This is a genomic window from Candidatus Accumulibacter necessarius (assembly GCF_036625085.1).
On sequence record NZ_JAZKUM010000001.1, the window covers coordinates 176,358 to 190,462 of the forward strand.

The 14,105-nt window shown below is 61.8% G+C and carries 17 protein-coding genes and 2 pseudogenes; 9 read left to right on the top strand and 10 right to left on the bottom strand.

The genetic code is table 11. The features are described from left to right. Positions 1-292: 292 nt before the first annotated feature. On the bottom strand, positions 293-2,110 hold the full coding sequence (locus tag V5B44_RS00875; protein ID WP_332357257.1) for an RHS repeat-associated core domain-containing protein: 1,818 nt from the start codon (positions 2,108-2,110) through the stop codon (positions 293-295). A 714-nt stretch (positions 2,111-2,824) separates the two neighbouring features. Between V5B44_RS00875 and V5B44_RS00880 the strand changes: the two genes are divergently transcribed. The 3 genes from V5B44_RS00880 to V5B44_RS00890 are packed head-to-tail and all read left to right on the top strand — an operon-like array spanning position 2,825 to position 3,621. Continuing rightward, the gene (locus tag V5B44_RS00880; RefSeq protein WP_332357859.1) at positions 2,825-3,019 is read left to right on the top strand and encodes a transposase; all 195 of its coding nucleotides are present in this window, start codon (positions 2,825-2,827) and stop codon (positions 3,017-3,019) included. A 34-nt stretch (positions 3,020-3,053) separates the two neighbouring features. After that, positions 3,054-3,353, top strand: coding sequence for a BrnT family toxin (locus V5B44_RS00885; RefSeq protein WP_332357258.1), 300 nt, complete (start codon positions 3,054-3,056; stop codon positions 3,351-3,353). Beyond that, the gene (locus tag V5B44_RS00890; RefSeq protein ID WP_434735390.1) at positions 3,340-3,621 is read left to right on the top strand and encodes a BrnA antitoxin family protein; all 282 of its coding nucleotides are present in this window, start codon (positions 3,340-3,342) and stop codon (positions 3,619-3,621) included. Before V5B44_RS00885 ends, V5B44_RS00890 begins: the two co-directional genes overlap by 14 nt. Positions 3,622-3,840: 219 nt before the next feature. Here the strand turns inward: V5B44_RS00890 and V5B44_RS00900 are convergent, their stop codons facing one another. Beyond that, positions 3,841-4,368, bottom strand: coding sequence for a DUF4160 domain-containing protein (locus tag V5B44_RS00900; RefSeq protein ID WP_332357260.1), 528 nt, complete (start codon positions 4,366-4,368; stop codon positions 3,841-3,843). 403 nt (positions 4,369-4,771) lie between these two features. Between V5B44_RS00900 and V5B44_RS00905 the strand changes: the two genes are divergently transcribed. The 3 genes from V5B44_RS00905 to V5B44_RS00915 all read left to right on the top strand — a co-directional run bounded on the left by V5B44_RS00905 (position 4,772) and on the right by V5B44_RS00915 (position 5,820). Further along, positions 4,772-4,969: a type II toxin-antitoxin system VapB family antitoxin gene (locus V5B44_RS00905; RefSeq protein ID WP_332357261.1), complete on the top strand. Its 198-nt coding sequence runs from the start codon at positions 4,772-4,774 to the stop codon at positions 4,967-4,969. Positions 4,970-5,203: 234 nt separating this feature from the next. After that, positions 5,204-5,434 carry a DUF433 domain-containing protein gene (locus V5B44_RS00910; RefSeq protein ID WP_332357262.1) on the top strand — a complete coding sequence of 77 codons (231 nt, stop codon included), beginning with the start codon at positions 5,204-5,206 and terminating at the stop codon, positions 5,432-5,434. Continuing rightward, a complete protein-coding gene (locus V5B44_RS00915) occupies positions 5,431-5,820 on the top strand; it encodes a DUF5615 family PIN-like protein (RefSeq protein ID WP_332357263.1) in 390 nt (129 codons plus the stop codon). The genes V5B44_RS00910 and V5B44_RS00915 overlap by 4 nt, the downstream gene beginning before the upstream one ends. Positions 5,821-6,086: 266 nt before the next feature. Here V5B44_RS00915 and V5B44_RS00920 read toward each other — a convergent pair whose 3' ends face one another. Both V5B44_RS00920 and V5B44_RS00925 read right to left on the bottom strand, forming a co-directional pair. Further along, positions 6,087-6,296 carry a DUF2442 domain-containing protein gene (locus V5B44_RS00920; protein WP_332357860.1) on the bottom strand — a complete coding sequence of 70 codons (210 nt, stop codon included), beginning with the start codon at positions 6,294-6,296 and terminating at the stop codon, positions 6,087-6,089. Positions 6,297-6,341: 45 nt separating this feature from the next. Beyond that, positions 6,342-6,610 (bottom strand): annotated as a pseudogene (locus tag V5B44_RS00925) (DUF4160 domain-containing protein). Between the two features lie 261 nt (positions 6,611-6,871). On the opposite strand from V5B44_RS00925, the pseudogene V5B44_RS00930 reads away from it, so the two are divergent. After that, positions 6,872-7,081: pseudogene (locus V5B44_RS00930) on the top strand (type II toxin-antitoxin system HicB family antitoxin); the annotation flags it as partial. A gap of 399 nt (positions 7,082-7,480) precedes the next feature. Beyond that, a complete protein-coding gene (locus tag V5B44_RS00935) occupies positions 7,481-7,723 on the top strand; it encodes a hypothetical protein (protein WP_332357264.1) in 243 nt (80 codons plus the stop codon). A 329-nt stretch (positions 7,724-8,052) separates the two neighbouring features. Here the strand turns inward: V5B44_RS00935 and V5B44_RS00940 are convergent, their stop codons facing one another. Beyond that, the gene (locus tag V5B44_RS00940) at positions 8,053-8,412 is read right to left on the bottom strand and encodes a hypothetical protein (protein ID WP_332357265.1); all 360 of its coding nucleotides are present in this window, start codon (positions 8,410-8,412) and stop codon (positions 8,053-8,055) included. Further along, positions 8,409-9,365, bottom strand: coding sequence for a tyrosine-type recombinase/integrase (locus V5B44_RS00945; protein ID WP_332357266.1), 957 nt, complete (start codon positions 9,363-9,365; stop codon positions 8,409-8,411). Before V5B44_RS00945 ends, V5B44_RS00940 begins: the two co-directional genes overlap by 4 nt. 764 nt (positions 9,366-10,129) lie before the next feature. Here V5B44_RS00945 and V5B44_RS00950 point away from each other — a divergent pair. Further along, complete coding sequence (locus V5B44_RS00950) at positions 10,130-11,224, top strand: NYN domain-containing protein (protein WP_332357267.1); 1,095 nt, start codon at positions 10,130-10,132, stop codon at positions 11,222-11,224. A gap of 80 nt (positions 11,225-11,304) precedes the next feature. On the opposite strand, the gene V5B44_RS00955 is transcribed toward V5B44_RS00950, so the two are convergent. From V5B44_RS00955 to napG, 4 genes are all read right to left on the bottom strand, one after another. Continuing rightward, positions 11,305-11,541, bottom strand: coding sequence for a hypothetical protein (locus V5B44_RS00955; RefSeq protein ID WP_332357268.1), 237 nt, complete (start codon positions 11,539-11,541; stop codon positions 11,305-11,307). Between the two features lie 129 nt (positions 11,542-11,670). Continuing rightward, positions 11,671-12,138, bottom strand: a complete 468-nt coding sequence (locus tag V5B44_RS00960; RefSeq protein WP_332357269.1) for a nitrate reductase cytochrome c-type subunit — start codon at positions 12,136-12,138, stop codon at positions 11,671-11,673. A 51-nt stretch (positions 12,139-12,189) separates the two neighbouring features. Next, positions 12,190-13,092: a quinol dehydrogenase ferredoxin subunit NapH gene (gene napH, locus V5B44_RS00965; protein WP_332357270.1), complete on the bottom strand. Its 903-nt coding sequence runs from the start codon at positions 13,090-13,092 to the stop codon at positions 12,190-12,192. Further along, the gene (gene napG, locus V5B44_RS00970; protein ID WP_332357271.1) at positions 13,089-14,060 is read right to left on the bottom strand and encodes a ferredoxin-type protein NapG; all 972 of its coding nucleotides are present in this window, start codon (positions 14,058-14,060) and stop codon (positions 13,089-13,091) included. Before napG ends, napH begins: the two co-directional genes overlap by 4 nt. Positions 14,061-14,105: the final 45 nt, after the last annotated feature.

Sequence of the window (14,105 nt, forward strand, 5' to 3'; positions counted from 1 at the left end):
CTGAGCATGAGTGATCGAGCATGGTGGATTGTCCTTTCGGGTTGGCTCCACAACGCGGTAAACGAGGGTGAAGTCGTCAGCGTCCCCGGAATGTCCCTGTACGATCGACTCGCTGTTTGTGCTGCACGAAGGCACTGTTGAATTTTTAATTCTGTCAGAGACGTCGCTTGGACCAATGTCTAAGCAACAAGAAGTAATGCTCCGAAGACCAACGAACTCATCTTCATTCCACTGGGCAGATGCAGCGGCGAAACACGGGAACTCCAACCGGCTGCTTGGTTTGGTCGAAAGGCTATTGACTCTGGCTCACCTTCTCCTCGCCAGGTGAAATTGTCCAGCCAGGGCCGTCAACGATCGCCACGTGGCCAGACGCATCGGCATTGGGAAATGCCACAGCAGCGATATCGCCAGGCTGCGGGATCTGTACGCTATCAAATCCGGGGATGTTCTTGCTCCGGTTTGCCCAATCCCCCGCAGATATCGGGCCTTGGCTCAACGACAATGTGCGACGAGGGCATTGCCCGAGTGCTTCCGTCAGAACATCGCAAATGAATAGGTTGCACTTGTTTCTTCCACGGCCGAATCCGACGCCAGCATCGCTGCTTCGGTCTGTCTTGCTGGCCCAATTTCTGCTCTGCAACTTGCTTCTAACCACCTCAATTATTTTGTGGCAATTGCACTGCGCTGCTAGGCCGAGCGGATCGACGTCGTTCAGAGGATTCCCGCCGACATACCCATATGTATTAACGCCCCCGGGCAACCCAATCGGATCCGATTGCACATACCTCCCGATCCCCGGATCGTAATCCCTGAAGTAGTTATAGTGCAGCTGCGTCTCCCGGTCCAAGTACTGCCCCGGGAAGCGGAGGTTGATCTTCGTCACCTGCCCGTCACCGTCTGGGTCCTCCTCGGGCAGCGCTATCCCGAAAGGCTCGGTCGTCGGCAGATTGCGCCAGATGACCATATTGGCTTCGTTCGTCGCGGCTCGCGGTGTGCCGAGGTGATCGCCATGCAGGTAGAGGATCGTCGGTCCCGCAGCAGTCACCGTGATCGGCACGACCTCGCTGGTGCGGGTTCCGCCAAGGTTGTCGGTCGTCTTGGCGGTCAGGCTGTAGCTCCCGGCCGGGACGTTGTTCCAGGCGACGGTGTACGGTGCCGCCGTGGCGCTGCCGATCAGCGTCGCGCCGTGGACGAACTCCACCTTTGCGATCGTCCCGTCGGTATCGACGCCGCTCGCCGTCGCCGCCAAAGTCACGGTGACCGGCAAGGTATGGACGGAGCCCTCGTCCGGCGCGGTAAGGCTGACCGTCGGCGGCGTGTGGATCACGGTGATGCTCACCGCATCGAGGGCGCTGGCCAGTTGTCCATCGCTGACGATCGGCTGTACGAAATAGTCGCCCGGACGGTCGGCGGTGAAGGTCGCGCCCGCACTGTTGGCGGCAGCGAGGACGGCGCTGCTGCCGACAGGCCTGCCGATCAGCGACCAGGTGTAGATGAGGGGCACTCCTTCAGGATCCAGGGAGGCGCTACCGTCGAGGACGACCAGCTTGCCCCGGGCAACACGCTGGTCTGGACCGGCGTTGGCCAGAGGCGGGCAATTGATGTTGAGCAGCACGCTGGCCGAGAACAGCCGCTTCAACATACCCTTGAAGCCCGCCGACACCCTTAGCCGCACCGGCGTGGTCTCGGTGAAGACAGCGTCGAGGGTGTAGACCTGGTCGCCAGCGATCGCGTCGCCGTTAAGCCCGTCATCGCGCAGCGGGTCGACGACCGCGACGACCGCCCCGGCGTCGCTGACGCGCTGCAGGTTGACGCTGGCGGGGATGGCAGTCGGATCGGTAATCGTGGCCGTCACGCGGACAGTCGTCGGCACGCCGGCTGCGATCGCGTTCGGTGTAACCTGCACCCCACCGATGCTCGGCGCAGCCCAGGCGGAGAATGCTGCCAGCAACAGGCCAGCGGCAGCCAGCACTTGGGCGAGCCTGGCCCACCGGAATGAACATGACGCCGCCGTCTTCAGTCTCAGCGTTGTTGTGGTAGGCACGAGCTCGATCAGGGCGAGCAAACGGCAGGTCGCGCGGTGACGCAGGTCTTGGCGGAGACTTTGCATGATCCGTCCCCTATCCTACTGAATGACGGCGAGCGGACTGCTTACGGATCGCTCGGGCAGCCATCGCACCCAGGGGCTCGGGTCGGCTGCCGGCGCCGCGGATCCCCGCGCTGGCGGCACGTCCGCCGCCAGGCCGTCGGTGCACAACAGCAGGCACAGCCCGCCAACAAGCGCTCCGACCAATCGGTACCGAGAGAAAACGTCAGTCAGCCTGCTGGGGCGACGAACGAAGCCCGGCCCGACCTGCCAGGCCCTTATCCGCGAAGGTGACCAGTGCGGTGGCATTGACCTACATCGTCGAGAAGCCTCAGGCACCTGACCCTGAAATCGTCGGCGCCAACCGTGGTTTCCATCAGGTATCTCCATTGTACTGTGGTCATAGGTAGCCGCGACGCAGCGCCGCGCGGGCGGCTCACTCGAAGAGGGCTGATGATATTCCATCGCCCTACCGTCGAGAATTGGCTTTTGAAAAGGCCCGGCGTGTCGTTCCGGGGATGGTGATCGGTCGCTCGCAGATCGCTTGTTGGCATAAGCGCGGCGAGCCTCGCCGCGCACCGGACCAAACTGCCGCAGCAGCCAGTCCACATCCAGCCACGGTGGCGGGGTTTCCCGTCCGACAACGAACGGAAAACTGCTCCAGGGCCAATCAAACAGATCGACGGGCTGGAAGCGGCTATCCTGGCCAAGGCAAAGCTACGCCCGGAGTACCAGTACCTGCTCACGGTGCGCGGGATCGGTCAGGTGCCGTCGCTGATGATTGCGCTGGAAACCGGAGACGTGAAGCGCTTTCCGACGGTGGGCGATTTCTCCTCGTATGGCCGTTGCGTTGGCAGCGAACGTCGATCGAATGGCAAGAAGAAAGAAGCGGCAACGTCAAGATTGTTCGCCCTGGTGACCGGAGCCGGCTAATGGGGGACCCCGAGTGGGCCAAAGAGCTTGACGTATGCACAAACATGCTTACACTCAGGCTGTGCGCTATACCAACGAGCCGAAGAAGCGTGTTGCGAACCTGAAGAAGCATGGCTACGACTTTGCGGACGCTCCCCAGGTCATCGAGAGCGACCGCACGGTCACCTTTGAGGATCGCCGCTTTAAGTACGGCGAGCAGCGGTTTATCACCCTGGGGATCTTGCGTGGCGATGTGGTGGTTATTGCCACTGCCGAAACGGATGAAGAAATCCGGTTGATCTCGATGCGGAAGGCGGAGCGAAATGAACAGGAAATCTACTTTGGCAACCTTTGACGACGACGCCCCAATCACACAGGGTGACATCGATGCTGGCCGGCTGGTCTTGCGCAAGCGTATCGAGGGGCGAGTGACGCCAACGAAGAAGCGCGTCACGCTGTATCTCGATGCCTCTCTGATTGAGCATTTCAAGGGAATGGCTGGCGAGCGCGGCTATCAGACGCTGATCAACGAAACCCTCAAGAGGTCACTGCAGCAATCCGATATTGAAACGATGATCAGGAAAGCCATCCGCGAGGAACTGATGAGCGGGAATGGAACGTAAGCGTCAAGCATGATCGTGATGCGAGTCTTCCCGGTCGATGGGATGACAGCACCCCGCGTGCCCTTGCTGAAGTCCTATTCCTTACGCATGGTATTCCTCCGCTTCGCCTTTGCTGACCTTGCGCGCAGAGATCAGCCGGGTTCGGCTCTCGCGCGGTGAATGGACGACCAGGACCCGTCCGAATGCGTCCATGCCTAGCGTTACGAAAGTCTGATCTCGCTATGCGCCCTGTGCTGTGTCCTGATCCGAAAGCAGGCGCCCGCACAGGTAGAGAGTGTCGGGCGAGATGTCGATTTGATCGGTCCAGGCGACCGTTCCCAAGACCACATGAGCCTTCATGAACAGTCCGCCCTCGGCCAGCGGAGCGAATGCCGGATAGCCGAGGTAGGGACGCATGTCGAGCACGCGTATCTCGCCGTTGGCGAAGACTGCTTCGAGCTGGTATTCGGGCAGGGGGGTGACACTCACCACGTCAGGCGTCATCGTAATTTCCTCAGCGCAGTGGATCGATCTTGTATGGCGTCTGACCGCTGGCAGCGATATCCAGTCCGCCATGAGCTCATCCTGGTGAATTTCAATCCAGGCCTGCACGAGCTTCATCTGGCGAGAAGGCAAGCTCCCTTCGAGCATGTTCCCGTCCGGAATACCGAGAACAATCCTGAATTCGTTGTAGCGCACGTGAATAAGTGGTGCGTGGTGCTTCTCGATGTCAAGCGCGTACATGGACACGAGAATGCCGTAAAACATGCTGATGGTCGGCGCACGCCACTCCTTCTCAGGGCGCGCGAACAGCGCCGAGGTTCAGTCAATGAACTCCGATCGTGCCACCATGCGACCGGGAAAACAAGAGACAGAATACCGAGGTGACCGAGACTCATGCGCTTGGCCCACGGCTTTCTCACGGTAAGGCAAAAGGAAAGCCCTCGAGCTTGCCGCGCCACATCGAAGTCGTGCGCAAGGATGCGAGATTGCCAGGTCCCGGAGGCGTGCTGAAGGAAGGTGTGGGAATGTTGGTCTTGATCCCGGCTGGGTTCCGGCTGGGTCCTCGAGTCGGCCGGGTCATGCGTCAGGGCTGGCAGGCGACGGTTGACGTACCAAACCTGTCATCCAATGATTTTAGGATCAATGTTTCTGCAAGAAGGAGAAGCGCATGCGGACCACAGTCGCACTCGATGATGACTTGCTCGCCAAAGCCCAGGCTCTGACAGGCGTTTCCGAAAGAACTGCCCTGCTTCGCGAGGCCCTGCGCGCCCTGATTCAGCGCGAAAGCGCGAAACGCCTCGCACTTCTCGGCGGTTCGGAGCCGCAACTGGACGACCTGCCGAGACGCCAGGCGGAGCCGGCATGATCCTGGTCGATACCTCCATCTGGACAAGAACGAAAACCTCAGCGCGGTCGTCGAGCGGAAGCCAAGAGTGCGGGGAACGAAAAATGAGTCGCGCCTACAGCGAAAAAATTTCTTCGCCCTGTTGACCGTAGCCGGCTAATGGGTGACCCGGGCTTTCCATGTGTTGTTGCATGTGCTCATGTGCAGCCAGAGCCGACGCTCACGGGTAGAATGGCTTCGTCACAGGAGGCAGAGATGAAGACGTTCGATCGCATCACCAGGGATCCGGCGATGTTGGGGGGCCAACCGACGGTGCGCGGCATGCGGCTCACGGTCAGGCGGGTAGTGGAAGCCGTGGCGCTATACCCAAATCGGGACGACCTGTTTGCCGAATATCCGGAACTCGAACCGGAGGACGTCCGTCAGGCGCTGGAGTTCGCCGCGCAGAACCTGGATGACCGGGTGATAGTCTTGGAGCTGGCTTGATCCGGCTGCTGCTGGACCAGGGGCTGCCGCGCTCCGCCGTCCGATTGCTGGGCGATGTCGGCTGGAACGTGGTACACGCGGGAGACATTGGCATGGCCCGCTCATCGGACAGCGACATTCTGGACTACGCTCGCCGGGAGCGTCGCGTCTGCGTGACCCTGGATGCTGATTTTCACGCCCACCTCGCCGTGAGCGGCGCTGCACGCCCTTCGACGGTCCGTGTCCGAATCGAAGGCTTGAACGGCTGCGCTCTGGCCGACCTGCTGAAGAAGGTGTGGCCGGTGATTGGCGATGCCCTGGACCGGGGCGCAATGGCGACGATCACTGAACGCGACATTCGCCTGCACCGCCTGCCGATCGGGCGGAGCGACGAGCAAGAACAATAGACGCCGGTGACTGCAAGCGGGTTCGCCAAAGGCCCGAAACTCCCGCAAGGACGGATGCTCACCGTATTCTCGTTGCGATCCAGTCATCCGAGGGTGGTGGAAGCAGCCGTCAATGGCCGCGCGAAACCCAGGGTTCGAAGGTGGAGTTGGAGCCACACGCGCGGCAAACAACCATCAGTCGCGCCTACAACGCGAAAGAAATTGGTTCGCCCTGTTGCCCCGATCCGTCTAATGGGTGGCCCCAATTCCTGCGCGATTCCCTGCGATCACCTCGTGATCGGCGTCGAGCGGTCGTAGAGCGTTTCGGGCGCAATGTCGATGTTCCCGGGCCATACGACAGTACCGTAATCGACCCTCGCCAGTGCAAACAGCCCAGCGTTCCTCAACCGATCGAACGGGCGCTTGTCCATGAGGAACTTCGCGTCGAATCGAAGCCATTCCCCGTTCTCGAACTCGAGGAGCAGCGTGTGATCCACGCCCGCCTCGACCTTCACCACATCCAGCAGCATTGTGCATCCCTCCTACTGCAGCGGCGCGATCCGAAATGGCTCGTCGCCCGCTATCGCCAGTTCCCAATCGGCGGCAAGCTCGTCCTTGTGGATCTCGATCCACGCCTGAACCAGCTTGAGCTGCTTCGGCGGAAAGTCGCCATCAAGCAGCCGGCCGTCGTCGATGGCGATTGAAGCGCTCTTGCCCTGGTAGCGAACGTGGATATGTGGCAGATAGTGTCGCTCATTGTCCCTGTAGAGATGAGCACCACAATTCCGTAGAACATGCTGATCGTTGGCACGAATCGCTCCGAAGGGGATGAAGACGACGTGCCCCTATCGTGCCATCGGTCATCAAGCGAGGCAAGAGAAACGTGGTCCCCGATTACCCCCGTGTTCCTTTCGGCGTTGGCATGTGAGACTCGCGCCCGGCCTGCCCCGGACCCTGCCGTCCGCGCCGTCCGGGAGCCGGCCGATGGGTGACCCCGGGAGGTTGGACGTGCAACTCGAGGTGCTAGACTGTGAGGCGTTCATTTCTGGCGGTCGCGGCCTTGGCAGGTACGATGCAGGTGACGACAATCATCGAGCGTGAGGGGGGCGAGTACGTTTTCGTCTGCCGGGAACTGGACATCGCCAGTCAAGGGCCCACAGTCGAAAAGGCACGCGACAATCTGCAGGAGGTGATCGAACTGTTCTTCGAGACGGCCGATCCCTCCGAGATCGCCATCCGCCCCGGCGAGGTGTGCGTCACCCGGCTTGAGATCGCGGTTGGTTGGTTCCGAGTCTTCTCGGCAAGGGAGTTGTGTCGGCTGCCCGGCGACCACGGTTTCGAACTGGTCGGGAGCGGCAGACCGAAGGCTGCTTGCTGCTGGCCAGAGCTTGGGGTTGACGGAACACGAGATTCATTGAACAACGTGGCGCCGGCTGGTGCATGCGCATAGGTCCAGACTGAGGCAGGACGAGCTGCCATCGCCCATCGTGGAACGACCCGTGCCATGGGCCATCCGCCCCGGTCCCGCTTGGCGGATGGCCCATGGCACTGAGTGGGGCGGGATTCGGACAACTTTTCAAGAGCCACCGGGGCGAAATTGAAGATTGACGCCCCTTGATGGAGGCTCATACACTCTTGATGGTGCCGTTGGATTTCCTATCCCTTGCAAGGAGGCTTGACCATGAGCGACAACGTCGACAATCTGGTTCTTGAGCACTTGCGCGCCTTGCGGGGTGGACAGGACCGCATCGAAAGCGAGTTGCGGGAGGCCGCCGCCCGGCTTACCAGCCTGCAAGCGAGCACTGCCGCTGGCCGACGCGATAGCGCGCACAACTACGAGGAAATCATCCGGCAACAGTCAAGTATCGATCAGATCAAGGCGCGAATTGACCGGATTGAAAGACGGCTGGAAATCGCTGGTTGAGAAATCACCGATCGGGCAAAAGAAAACCTGACCCTGCTCACCCACCTGCGTAAGGCAACAGGAAAGACCTGACCCCGAGTTGCCGCGTCGACGAGGAGGTGCAGGATTATCTTCCCGCCAAGGCCGACGCCAAGGGCGTCGAACTCGCCGATCTGGTCAACGACATGCTCAGGAAGAGAATCGAGTTGATCGAGATGGCGAGGTAACCCACCCGACGGCGATCGCCATCAGCATAAAGCGCCGCAATGCAGCCCTTTTCGATTGGGCAGCTACCCGCGCGGCGAGTGCGGGAGGTCTCTTACTTCTACCTACTCACTATCGTCGTCTCGTCAGCGCGGACTTTGACGGCTATGCGAATTCAATTCGAGCCTGGCCCCTTTTTCTTCGCTTTTTCTTCGCTTTTTCCCCTCCTTTTCGGTTTGCGGCTCGAACTGTTGCAGGTAGCGGATGAAGCGGCGCAGTGTCCCCATCCGGCGGTACCAGGTTTCGGGTGTGCCGAGCCCCCCTTTGCCCATTCGCACCCAGTCGGCCATCAGTTCAACGGTCAACGGTCCGTGGTGATGCCGATCGGCGACAAACTTCGCGAAGTCGGCCAGGAGGGTGTCCAGCGAGTGGAGTTCGAAACCAAGTCGATGGCGCTCAACCAGATAGCCGTCAACTCTCGTCTGTAGGCGGATTCGCGTGTTCATGATTCGCTCCCGGGCCACGGCAGCGGCACCGTCGAGAGCATCGGCGTGTCGAGCTTGGCATAGATGAGCGTCGTGTTCAGTGAGCGGTGGCGCAGAAGATCGGCGACCTCCTTGAGGGAACTTCCGTGCTCCACGAGACGGCACGCCAAGGTGTGGCGCAGGGCGTGCGATCCAGAATGCGGCAGGCCACTGCGTCGATAGGCGCGCGTGATCACTTTCTGGACTGCACACGATGTGATGGGTTGATCACGCGCCCCCAGTCGACGAACGAAGATGGCAGGGTTGGAAGTCGGCGGTCGCTCGTGCTGTAGATAGTCCGCAAGTGCCTGCCCGGTCTCGACTGGCAAGGGCAGAATATCCTGCCGAAATGACTTCGTACCCCTCAGCGTCAGAGTACCGGTGTGCCAGTTAATATCACTGATCGTCAAGCGGGCAATTTCTCCGGCCCGCAAGCCCAGGTCGAGGGCACAACGAGCAATGGCATAACCGCGTTTCGGCCACCGCCGGGCGAGCCTGAAGGAATTCAGGAACTGTTCAACCTCTTCCGCCGTCAGTGCGTGTGGCAAGGTCGCTAGCCGCCAATGTGCCGGCGATAGAATGACAGCAGTCACTGCATTGACTGAGTCCCCACAAGCGCTTCGATAGCGGAGATAACTGCGCAGCCCCAAGGCCAAAGTGGCCGCATTGGAGGGCGTTCGGCGAGCATCCAGTTGATCTGCAAGAAACTGTCGGACGTCGGCCGGACTCAGTCGGGCAACATCAACGACGCCGCTTCCAAATTTCTGACGCAGTAGCCGGCCTGCAATTCGCAAGTCATGTCGTCGGCTACCCGGTGACAGCCCACGCAGGTCGCGCAAGTACGCGTCGTAGCGCCGCAGTTCTTCTTCGATGTGATCGGTGGATGCAGCGTCGTCGCGTTCGGTCGACGCGGGCTGGGGTGTCTTGGCATTCATGGCAGTCTCCAAAGTGGAGCTACCACTTCAAAAGACTGGAGAAATTATGTCTACCTCGCCGCCAAGCTACTGCCAATCGTCTCGCTTCCTGCCTACCCCTGAACGTCCCTCACGACAGCGACTTTCCATAATCGCGGACTTTGCATAACGACCCACAGCGGTCTCATGACTTATAGTAATCATTCAGCCGCTCCATCCGCCATTGCCACCGTCCGGCCCAGACTTCTATAGGCAATGGATTGATCAATGCACTACGGCGCTGTTTCGGTTGCCCGGCAGGCCAACGGCGGTGGAACTTATCCCATCAAGATAATTCGACCCTGAAAATCATCTAGCCGGCCTCCCACCAAGTTGAAGCGGTGGGGTTAAAGTGAGTTTCGGAACTTGCATTAGCCACAGGAGGCTGGAGATGAAACAGAGCGGAATTGACCTGCATTCGAACAACAGCGTGTTGACGGGCGCTTAAGATCCGTCACCAGCCTGCCCGTTTTCCGTCTTCCACGCCGCTCGTCGTGCGCCACGCTCGCCGCCCGGTCGTAGCCGTAGGTTGGGCTGTGGAACGACGTCCCACAACCGGAGCAAATCCCGGGCATCTGGGCGCGGTAGAGACGCCGGCACCCCTGATCGTCTCGGGCTGGGGCTGACCGTCATGCGATGACGCGTGGTACAGTCATTGTTTTCTGGAGATCGCCTCAGTCGTCGTGCGCCGGACTTCCGGCCGACTCCGGCTCACGCGCGAAAAAAGTGATCCCTTTCCGATAGAGATGAACACTGATCTGCCCCCGTTCGCGTTGCTGATCGACGCCGATAACGTCGCGCGCGACGCACTCGCAGCAATCATCGAGGATCTCACGCGCGATGCCCGGATCGCCGTGCGCCGTGTCTATGGCGATTTCACCACGCAGCACCTCGCCGCTTGGCGCGATGTCATCGCGAACCACGGATTTCACCCAGTTCAGCAGTACCGCAACTCCGTCGGCAAGAACTCGAGTGACAGCGCGCTGATCATCGACGCGATGGATCTCCTCCATTCCGGTCGCTTTGCCGGTTTCTGCCTCGTCAGCAGCGACGGTGACTTCACGCGGCTGGCCACGCGCATTCGCGAAGACGGTCTGCGCATGTATGGCTATGGTCGCAATGACGCAGCAAAGAGCTTCGTCAATGCCTGCGAGCGCTTCACCTACGTCGAGCATCTCCTCGAACCGACCGGCCGTGCAACGCTCGCGCTCGACCGCGAAGAAGTATCGAAGGCAGTCGAGGCTGCCCCGCTGCCGACCGCCGGACTGGCAGTTGCAACAGCGGTCGCCGCGGGGACGCCCGGCACCCGCGCCGCGGTCACGGCCTCACCGCTAGATCCGCTGCGGCTGCAGACCCAGTTGTTGCGCGCCCATGCGAATGTCGCCGAGGAAGATGGCTGGGCTCTCATGGCGCGTGTTGCCCAATACGTGCGGGCCAATCAAAGCGATTTCGATCCGCGCCACTATGGTGCTAGCAGCTTCTCCCGGTTGCTCGAGGCCACCGCCGTCTTCGACGTCGTCCTGCGCACGAAAGGCAATGGTCAGACCCATTTCTGCCGGCCGAAGAAGACCCTGACGCAGCCGATCGCAACACATCACCTCAACCGCGCTGTGCCAGCGGACTACGTCCAGGCACTCAGGGACGCCGCGAGCAAGACTCAGGGACCCGACGGCTGGTCATCCGCTGTAGTTATCGGGCAACAGATGAAGGCAATGGGACGAGATCTCAAAGACAGTGGCTGCGCGACACTACACGAGGCGTTGGCTGCCGCCGGCCTGTTTGAGATGCGCGCGGCCAACGGCAGCAGGGAGTTCCGCCTGAGCGAGGTGCATCGCGGCTGAACACGGGCGCAATTACAGGGACAGGGCGCCATTACAGGCAATTACAGGGACAGCAGGCAATTACAGGGACAGTATTCTGATTAATTGTGACGATATGCGTCGCCCGAAACGCCGGTGAGCCAGGTGGCGTTTCCGACCGACGCCGCGGTCATCGACAGCGTCGGCAACAGCTCCTCTACCCGCTCGTCGCGGTGGATCTCGACGGGATAGATCGCCGCCGGACGTAGCACGATGGCGCCGTCACCGGTGGTGTCCACCAGCAGTGCGGTATCGCCTGCGAATGCGGGCTTCTTCAGGATCGACCGGAGAACCGACACCTGTCCCTTCGTGCCGCACCCTGCCTTCGGGATTCCTTTCGCAAACGGTCGCGACGCGGGACTGGCGGTAAGCGAAGACGCGATGTTCAGGTGGTAGCTGGTCGAGGAAGGCCGCCACTCGGGGCTGTTTCAGTTCTTCTTCACCGGCTTCTTGACCGCGTCACCCTTGAAGGTGTTATCGACCAGCGGCGGCGCGTCGACCTGCGGCACGTGACATTGCACGCAGTTGTATCGGCCGCCGGTGGCTTCGGCGTGCTTCTTGCCGTCGCGGTCGACGAAATGGCTGTCACCGATCTTCGGTGCCTTCTTCTTCTGGTAGGTTGCCGCCGAGTGGCAGTCCATGCACTGGTTGCCTTCGAGGTTGATCTCGTCGAAGTTTTCCACGGCATGTGGAATCACCGGTGGTTGCGTGCTGAAGGTGCGGGCGACCGGTGCCTCGGTGCCGGGCCGCTTGCCGACGTAGGTCTTGATGTCGGGCGCCTGATCGGGGGCGGCGACATCGGCGCCGCGCATCGAGGTGGCGCTGTCGGCGGCAAAGGCCAGGGACGTCAGGCAACTCGCCGCGATGGCGAGGCTGTGTTTCAGTGACTTGTTCATGATTGGCGTTCCCTCCAGGTCAAAGGATTGTGGCAATGTTTGTCGCGTGCTTCAGTGGCTGCCGGTCGCAGATGAGGTGGCCGGCGGCACTCCGCTTTCCGGTGGATTGTTGAAACGCAGGCCGAAGGTGAAGACATCTTTCGAACAGACGTCGATGCAGCGTCCGCAGTTGGTGCAGTTGGCGGAGAGGATGGCCGGGCCGACGCCCTTGCCGGCGCCTTTCAGCGCCGGACGAATGACCTGCGGTTCGGGGCAGACCTCGAAGCAGTCCATGCAATCGTTGCACTCCGCCCGCTTCGACGCCGTAATGCGCAGCGGACTCCATTTGCCGAGCAGGCTGTAGAAGGCGCCGACCGGGCAGAGGTGGCCACACCAGCCGCGGCTCATCACGAACAGGTCGAACAGGAAAATTGCCAGCACCACCGTCCACGCCGCGCCGAGGCCGAAGATCAGCCCGCGCTGCAGCATCGATACCGGGTTGACGAGTTCCCAGGCGATCGTGCCGGTCAGTATGGCCAGCAGCAGCGTCATCGCCAGGATCCAGTAGCGGCTGCTGCGCGCGACATGTGCGCTGCCCTTGATGCCCAGCCGGTCGCGCAGCCAGCCGGCGAGGTCGGTCACCGGGTTGAGCGGGCAGACCCAGGCGCAATAGACGCGGCCGCCGACGAGGAAGTAGCAGACGACAACGATCAGCGCGCCGATCAGACCCAGCCGCTCCGGTCGATGGCCGGCGAGCAGTGACTGTAGCAGCACATAGGGGTCGGTCAGCGGCAGCGTGTCGAGCGTCAGGCTGTACGCCAGATTGCCCTTGACGATCCAGATCCCGGCCAGCGGTCCGAGGAGGAAAAGGGCCAGGATCGCGGACTGGCAAATGCGCCTTGCCAGCAGCCATTGGTGTGCGCCGATCCAGCCTTTGGCGGTGACGGCTTCCGCTCCGGTCCGCCGCCTGGTCATCGGGCGGCCTCAGCGGGGAGGCGCTGGCGCACGCTGCCGGCCGCGGCATTCGCTGCCTTGCCGCCGGCAGCTCCCTCGAACCCGGGCGGCAGGCTGGGAACGACGTTGGCCGGGCCGCCCCCCGGCATTCCCGCCGGCAGTCTGTCGCTGCCCGGGTCGAAGTGGCCTTCGAGCTTCATGCCCTCGGGCAGGCGGTCAGGCAGATCGACGAGATCCTTGTCTTCGACCAGGGAATGGCCGCCGGCCCTGGTCTTCTCTTCCCAGCCGAGGCGGTAGTGCTCGCCGAGCGAGCCCTTGACCAGTTTGGCCGGGAGCACCCGGATCGACGCCTCGGCGGTGACGCAGGCATTCTCGCACTTGCCGCAGCCGGTGCAGTCCTCGGAGTGCACGGTCGGGATGAACATGGTGTGCCGACCGGTGCGGGTGTTCGGTCGCAGTTCGAGGGTGATCGCCTTGTCGATCAGCGGGCAGACGCGATAGCAGACGTCGCAGCGCAGGCCGAGGAAGTTGAGGCAGGTCTCCTGATCCGATAGAACCGCAAGGCCCATTCGCGACTGGTTGATATCCGTCAGGCGGTGGTCGAGGGCGCCAGTAGGACAAGCCTTGACGCAGGGGATGTCCTCGCACATTTCGCAGGGTCCGCTGCGCGCCGCGAAGTAGGGCGTGCCGGTGGCGACCGGCGATTCAGGCCTGGCAAGATCGAGGATGTGGTAGGGACAATCGCGCACGCACATGCCGCAGCGGATGCAGGCCCCGAGGAAGTCTTCTTCCGGGCCGGCGCCCGGCGGGCGGATAGCCAGTGGCGGCCTGGCGAGAGCTTGCTTGCTGTAGCCTGACAGCGCCAGCCCGAGGACGCCGACGCCGCACAGCAGTCGTGCGCTATCGAGCACAAACTGGCGGCGCCCCAGAGCGGGCGGATTCTCCTCGCGCGGGGCTATGCGACGGGGGTTGTCTTTTGCCTTAGGCATCAATGGTTGGTCGGAAACCGGGCGGAGGGTGAGCCGGCGGGCGAG

Bases quoted from the DNA above. Each gene is read 5' to 3' on its own strand.
- V5B44_RS00875 (WP_332357257.1), bottom strand. From the start codon at position 2,110: ATGCAAAGTCTCCGCCAAGACCTGCGTCACCGCGCGACCTGCCGTTTG.
- V5B44_RS00885 (WP_332357258.1), top strand. From the start codon at position 3,054: ATGCACAAACATGCTTACACTCAGGCTGTGCGCTATACCAACGAGCCG.
- V5B44_RS00900 (WP_332357260.1), bottom strand. From the start codon at position 4,368: ATGTTTTACGGCATTCTCGTGTCCATGTACGCGCTTGACATCGAGAAG.
- V5B44_RS00905 (WP_332357261.1), top strand. From the start codon at position 4,772: ATGCGGACCACAGTCGCACTCGATGATGACTTGCTCGCCAAAGCCCAG.
- V5B44_RS00910 (WP_332357262.1), top strand. From the start codon at position 5,204: ATGAAGACGTTCGATCGCATCACCAGGGATCCGGCGATGTTGGGGGGC.
- V5B44_RS00935 (WP_332357264.1), top strand. From the start codon at position 7,481: ATGAGCGACAACGTCGACAATCTGGTTCTTGAGCACTTGCGCGCCTTG.
- V5B44_RS00940 (WP_332357265.1), bottom strand. From the start codon at position 8,412: ATGAACACGCGAATCCGCCTACAGACGAGAGTTGACGGCTATCTGGTT.
- V5B44_RS00945 (WP_332357266.1), bottom strand. From the start codon at position 9,365: ATGAATGCCAAGACACCCCAGCCCGCGTCGACCGAACGCGACGACGCT.
- V5B44_RS00950 (WP_332357267.1), top strand. From the start codon at position 10,130: ATGAACACTGATCTGCCCCCGTTCGCGTTGCTGATCGACGCCGATAAC.
- V5B44_RS00960 (WP_332357269.1), bottom strand. From the start codon at position 12,138: ATGAACAAGTCACTGAAACACAGCCTCGCCATCGCGGCGAGTTGCCTG.
- napH (WP_332357270.1), bottom strand. From the start codon at position 13,092: ATGACCAGGCGGCGGACCGGAGCGGAAGCCGTCACCGCCAAAGGCTGG.
- napG (WP_332357271.1), bottom strand. From the start codon at position 14,060: ATGCCTAAGGCAAAAGACAACCCCCGTCGCATAGCCCCGCGCGAGGAG.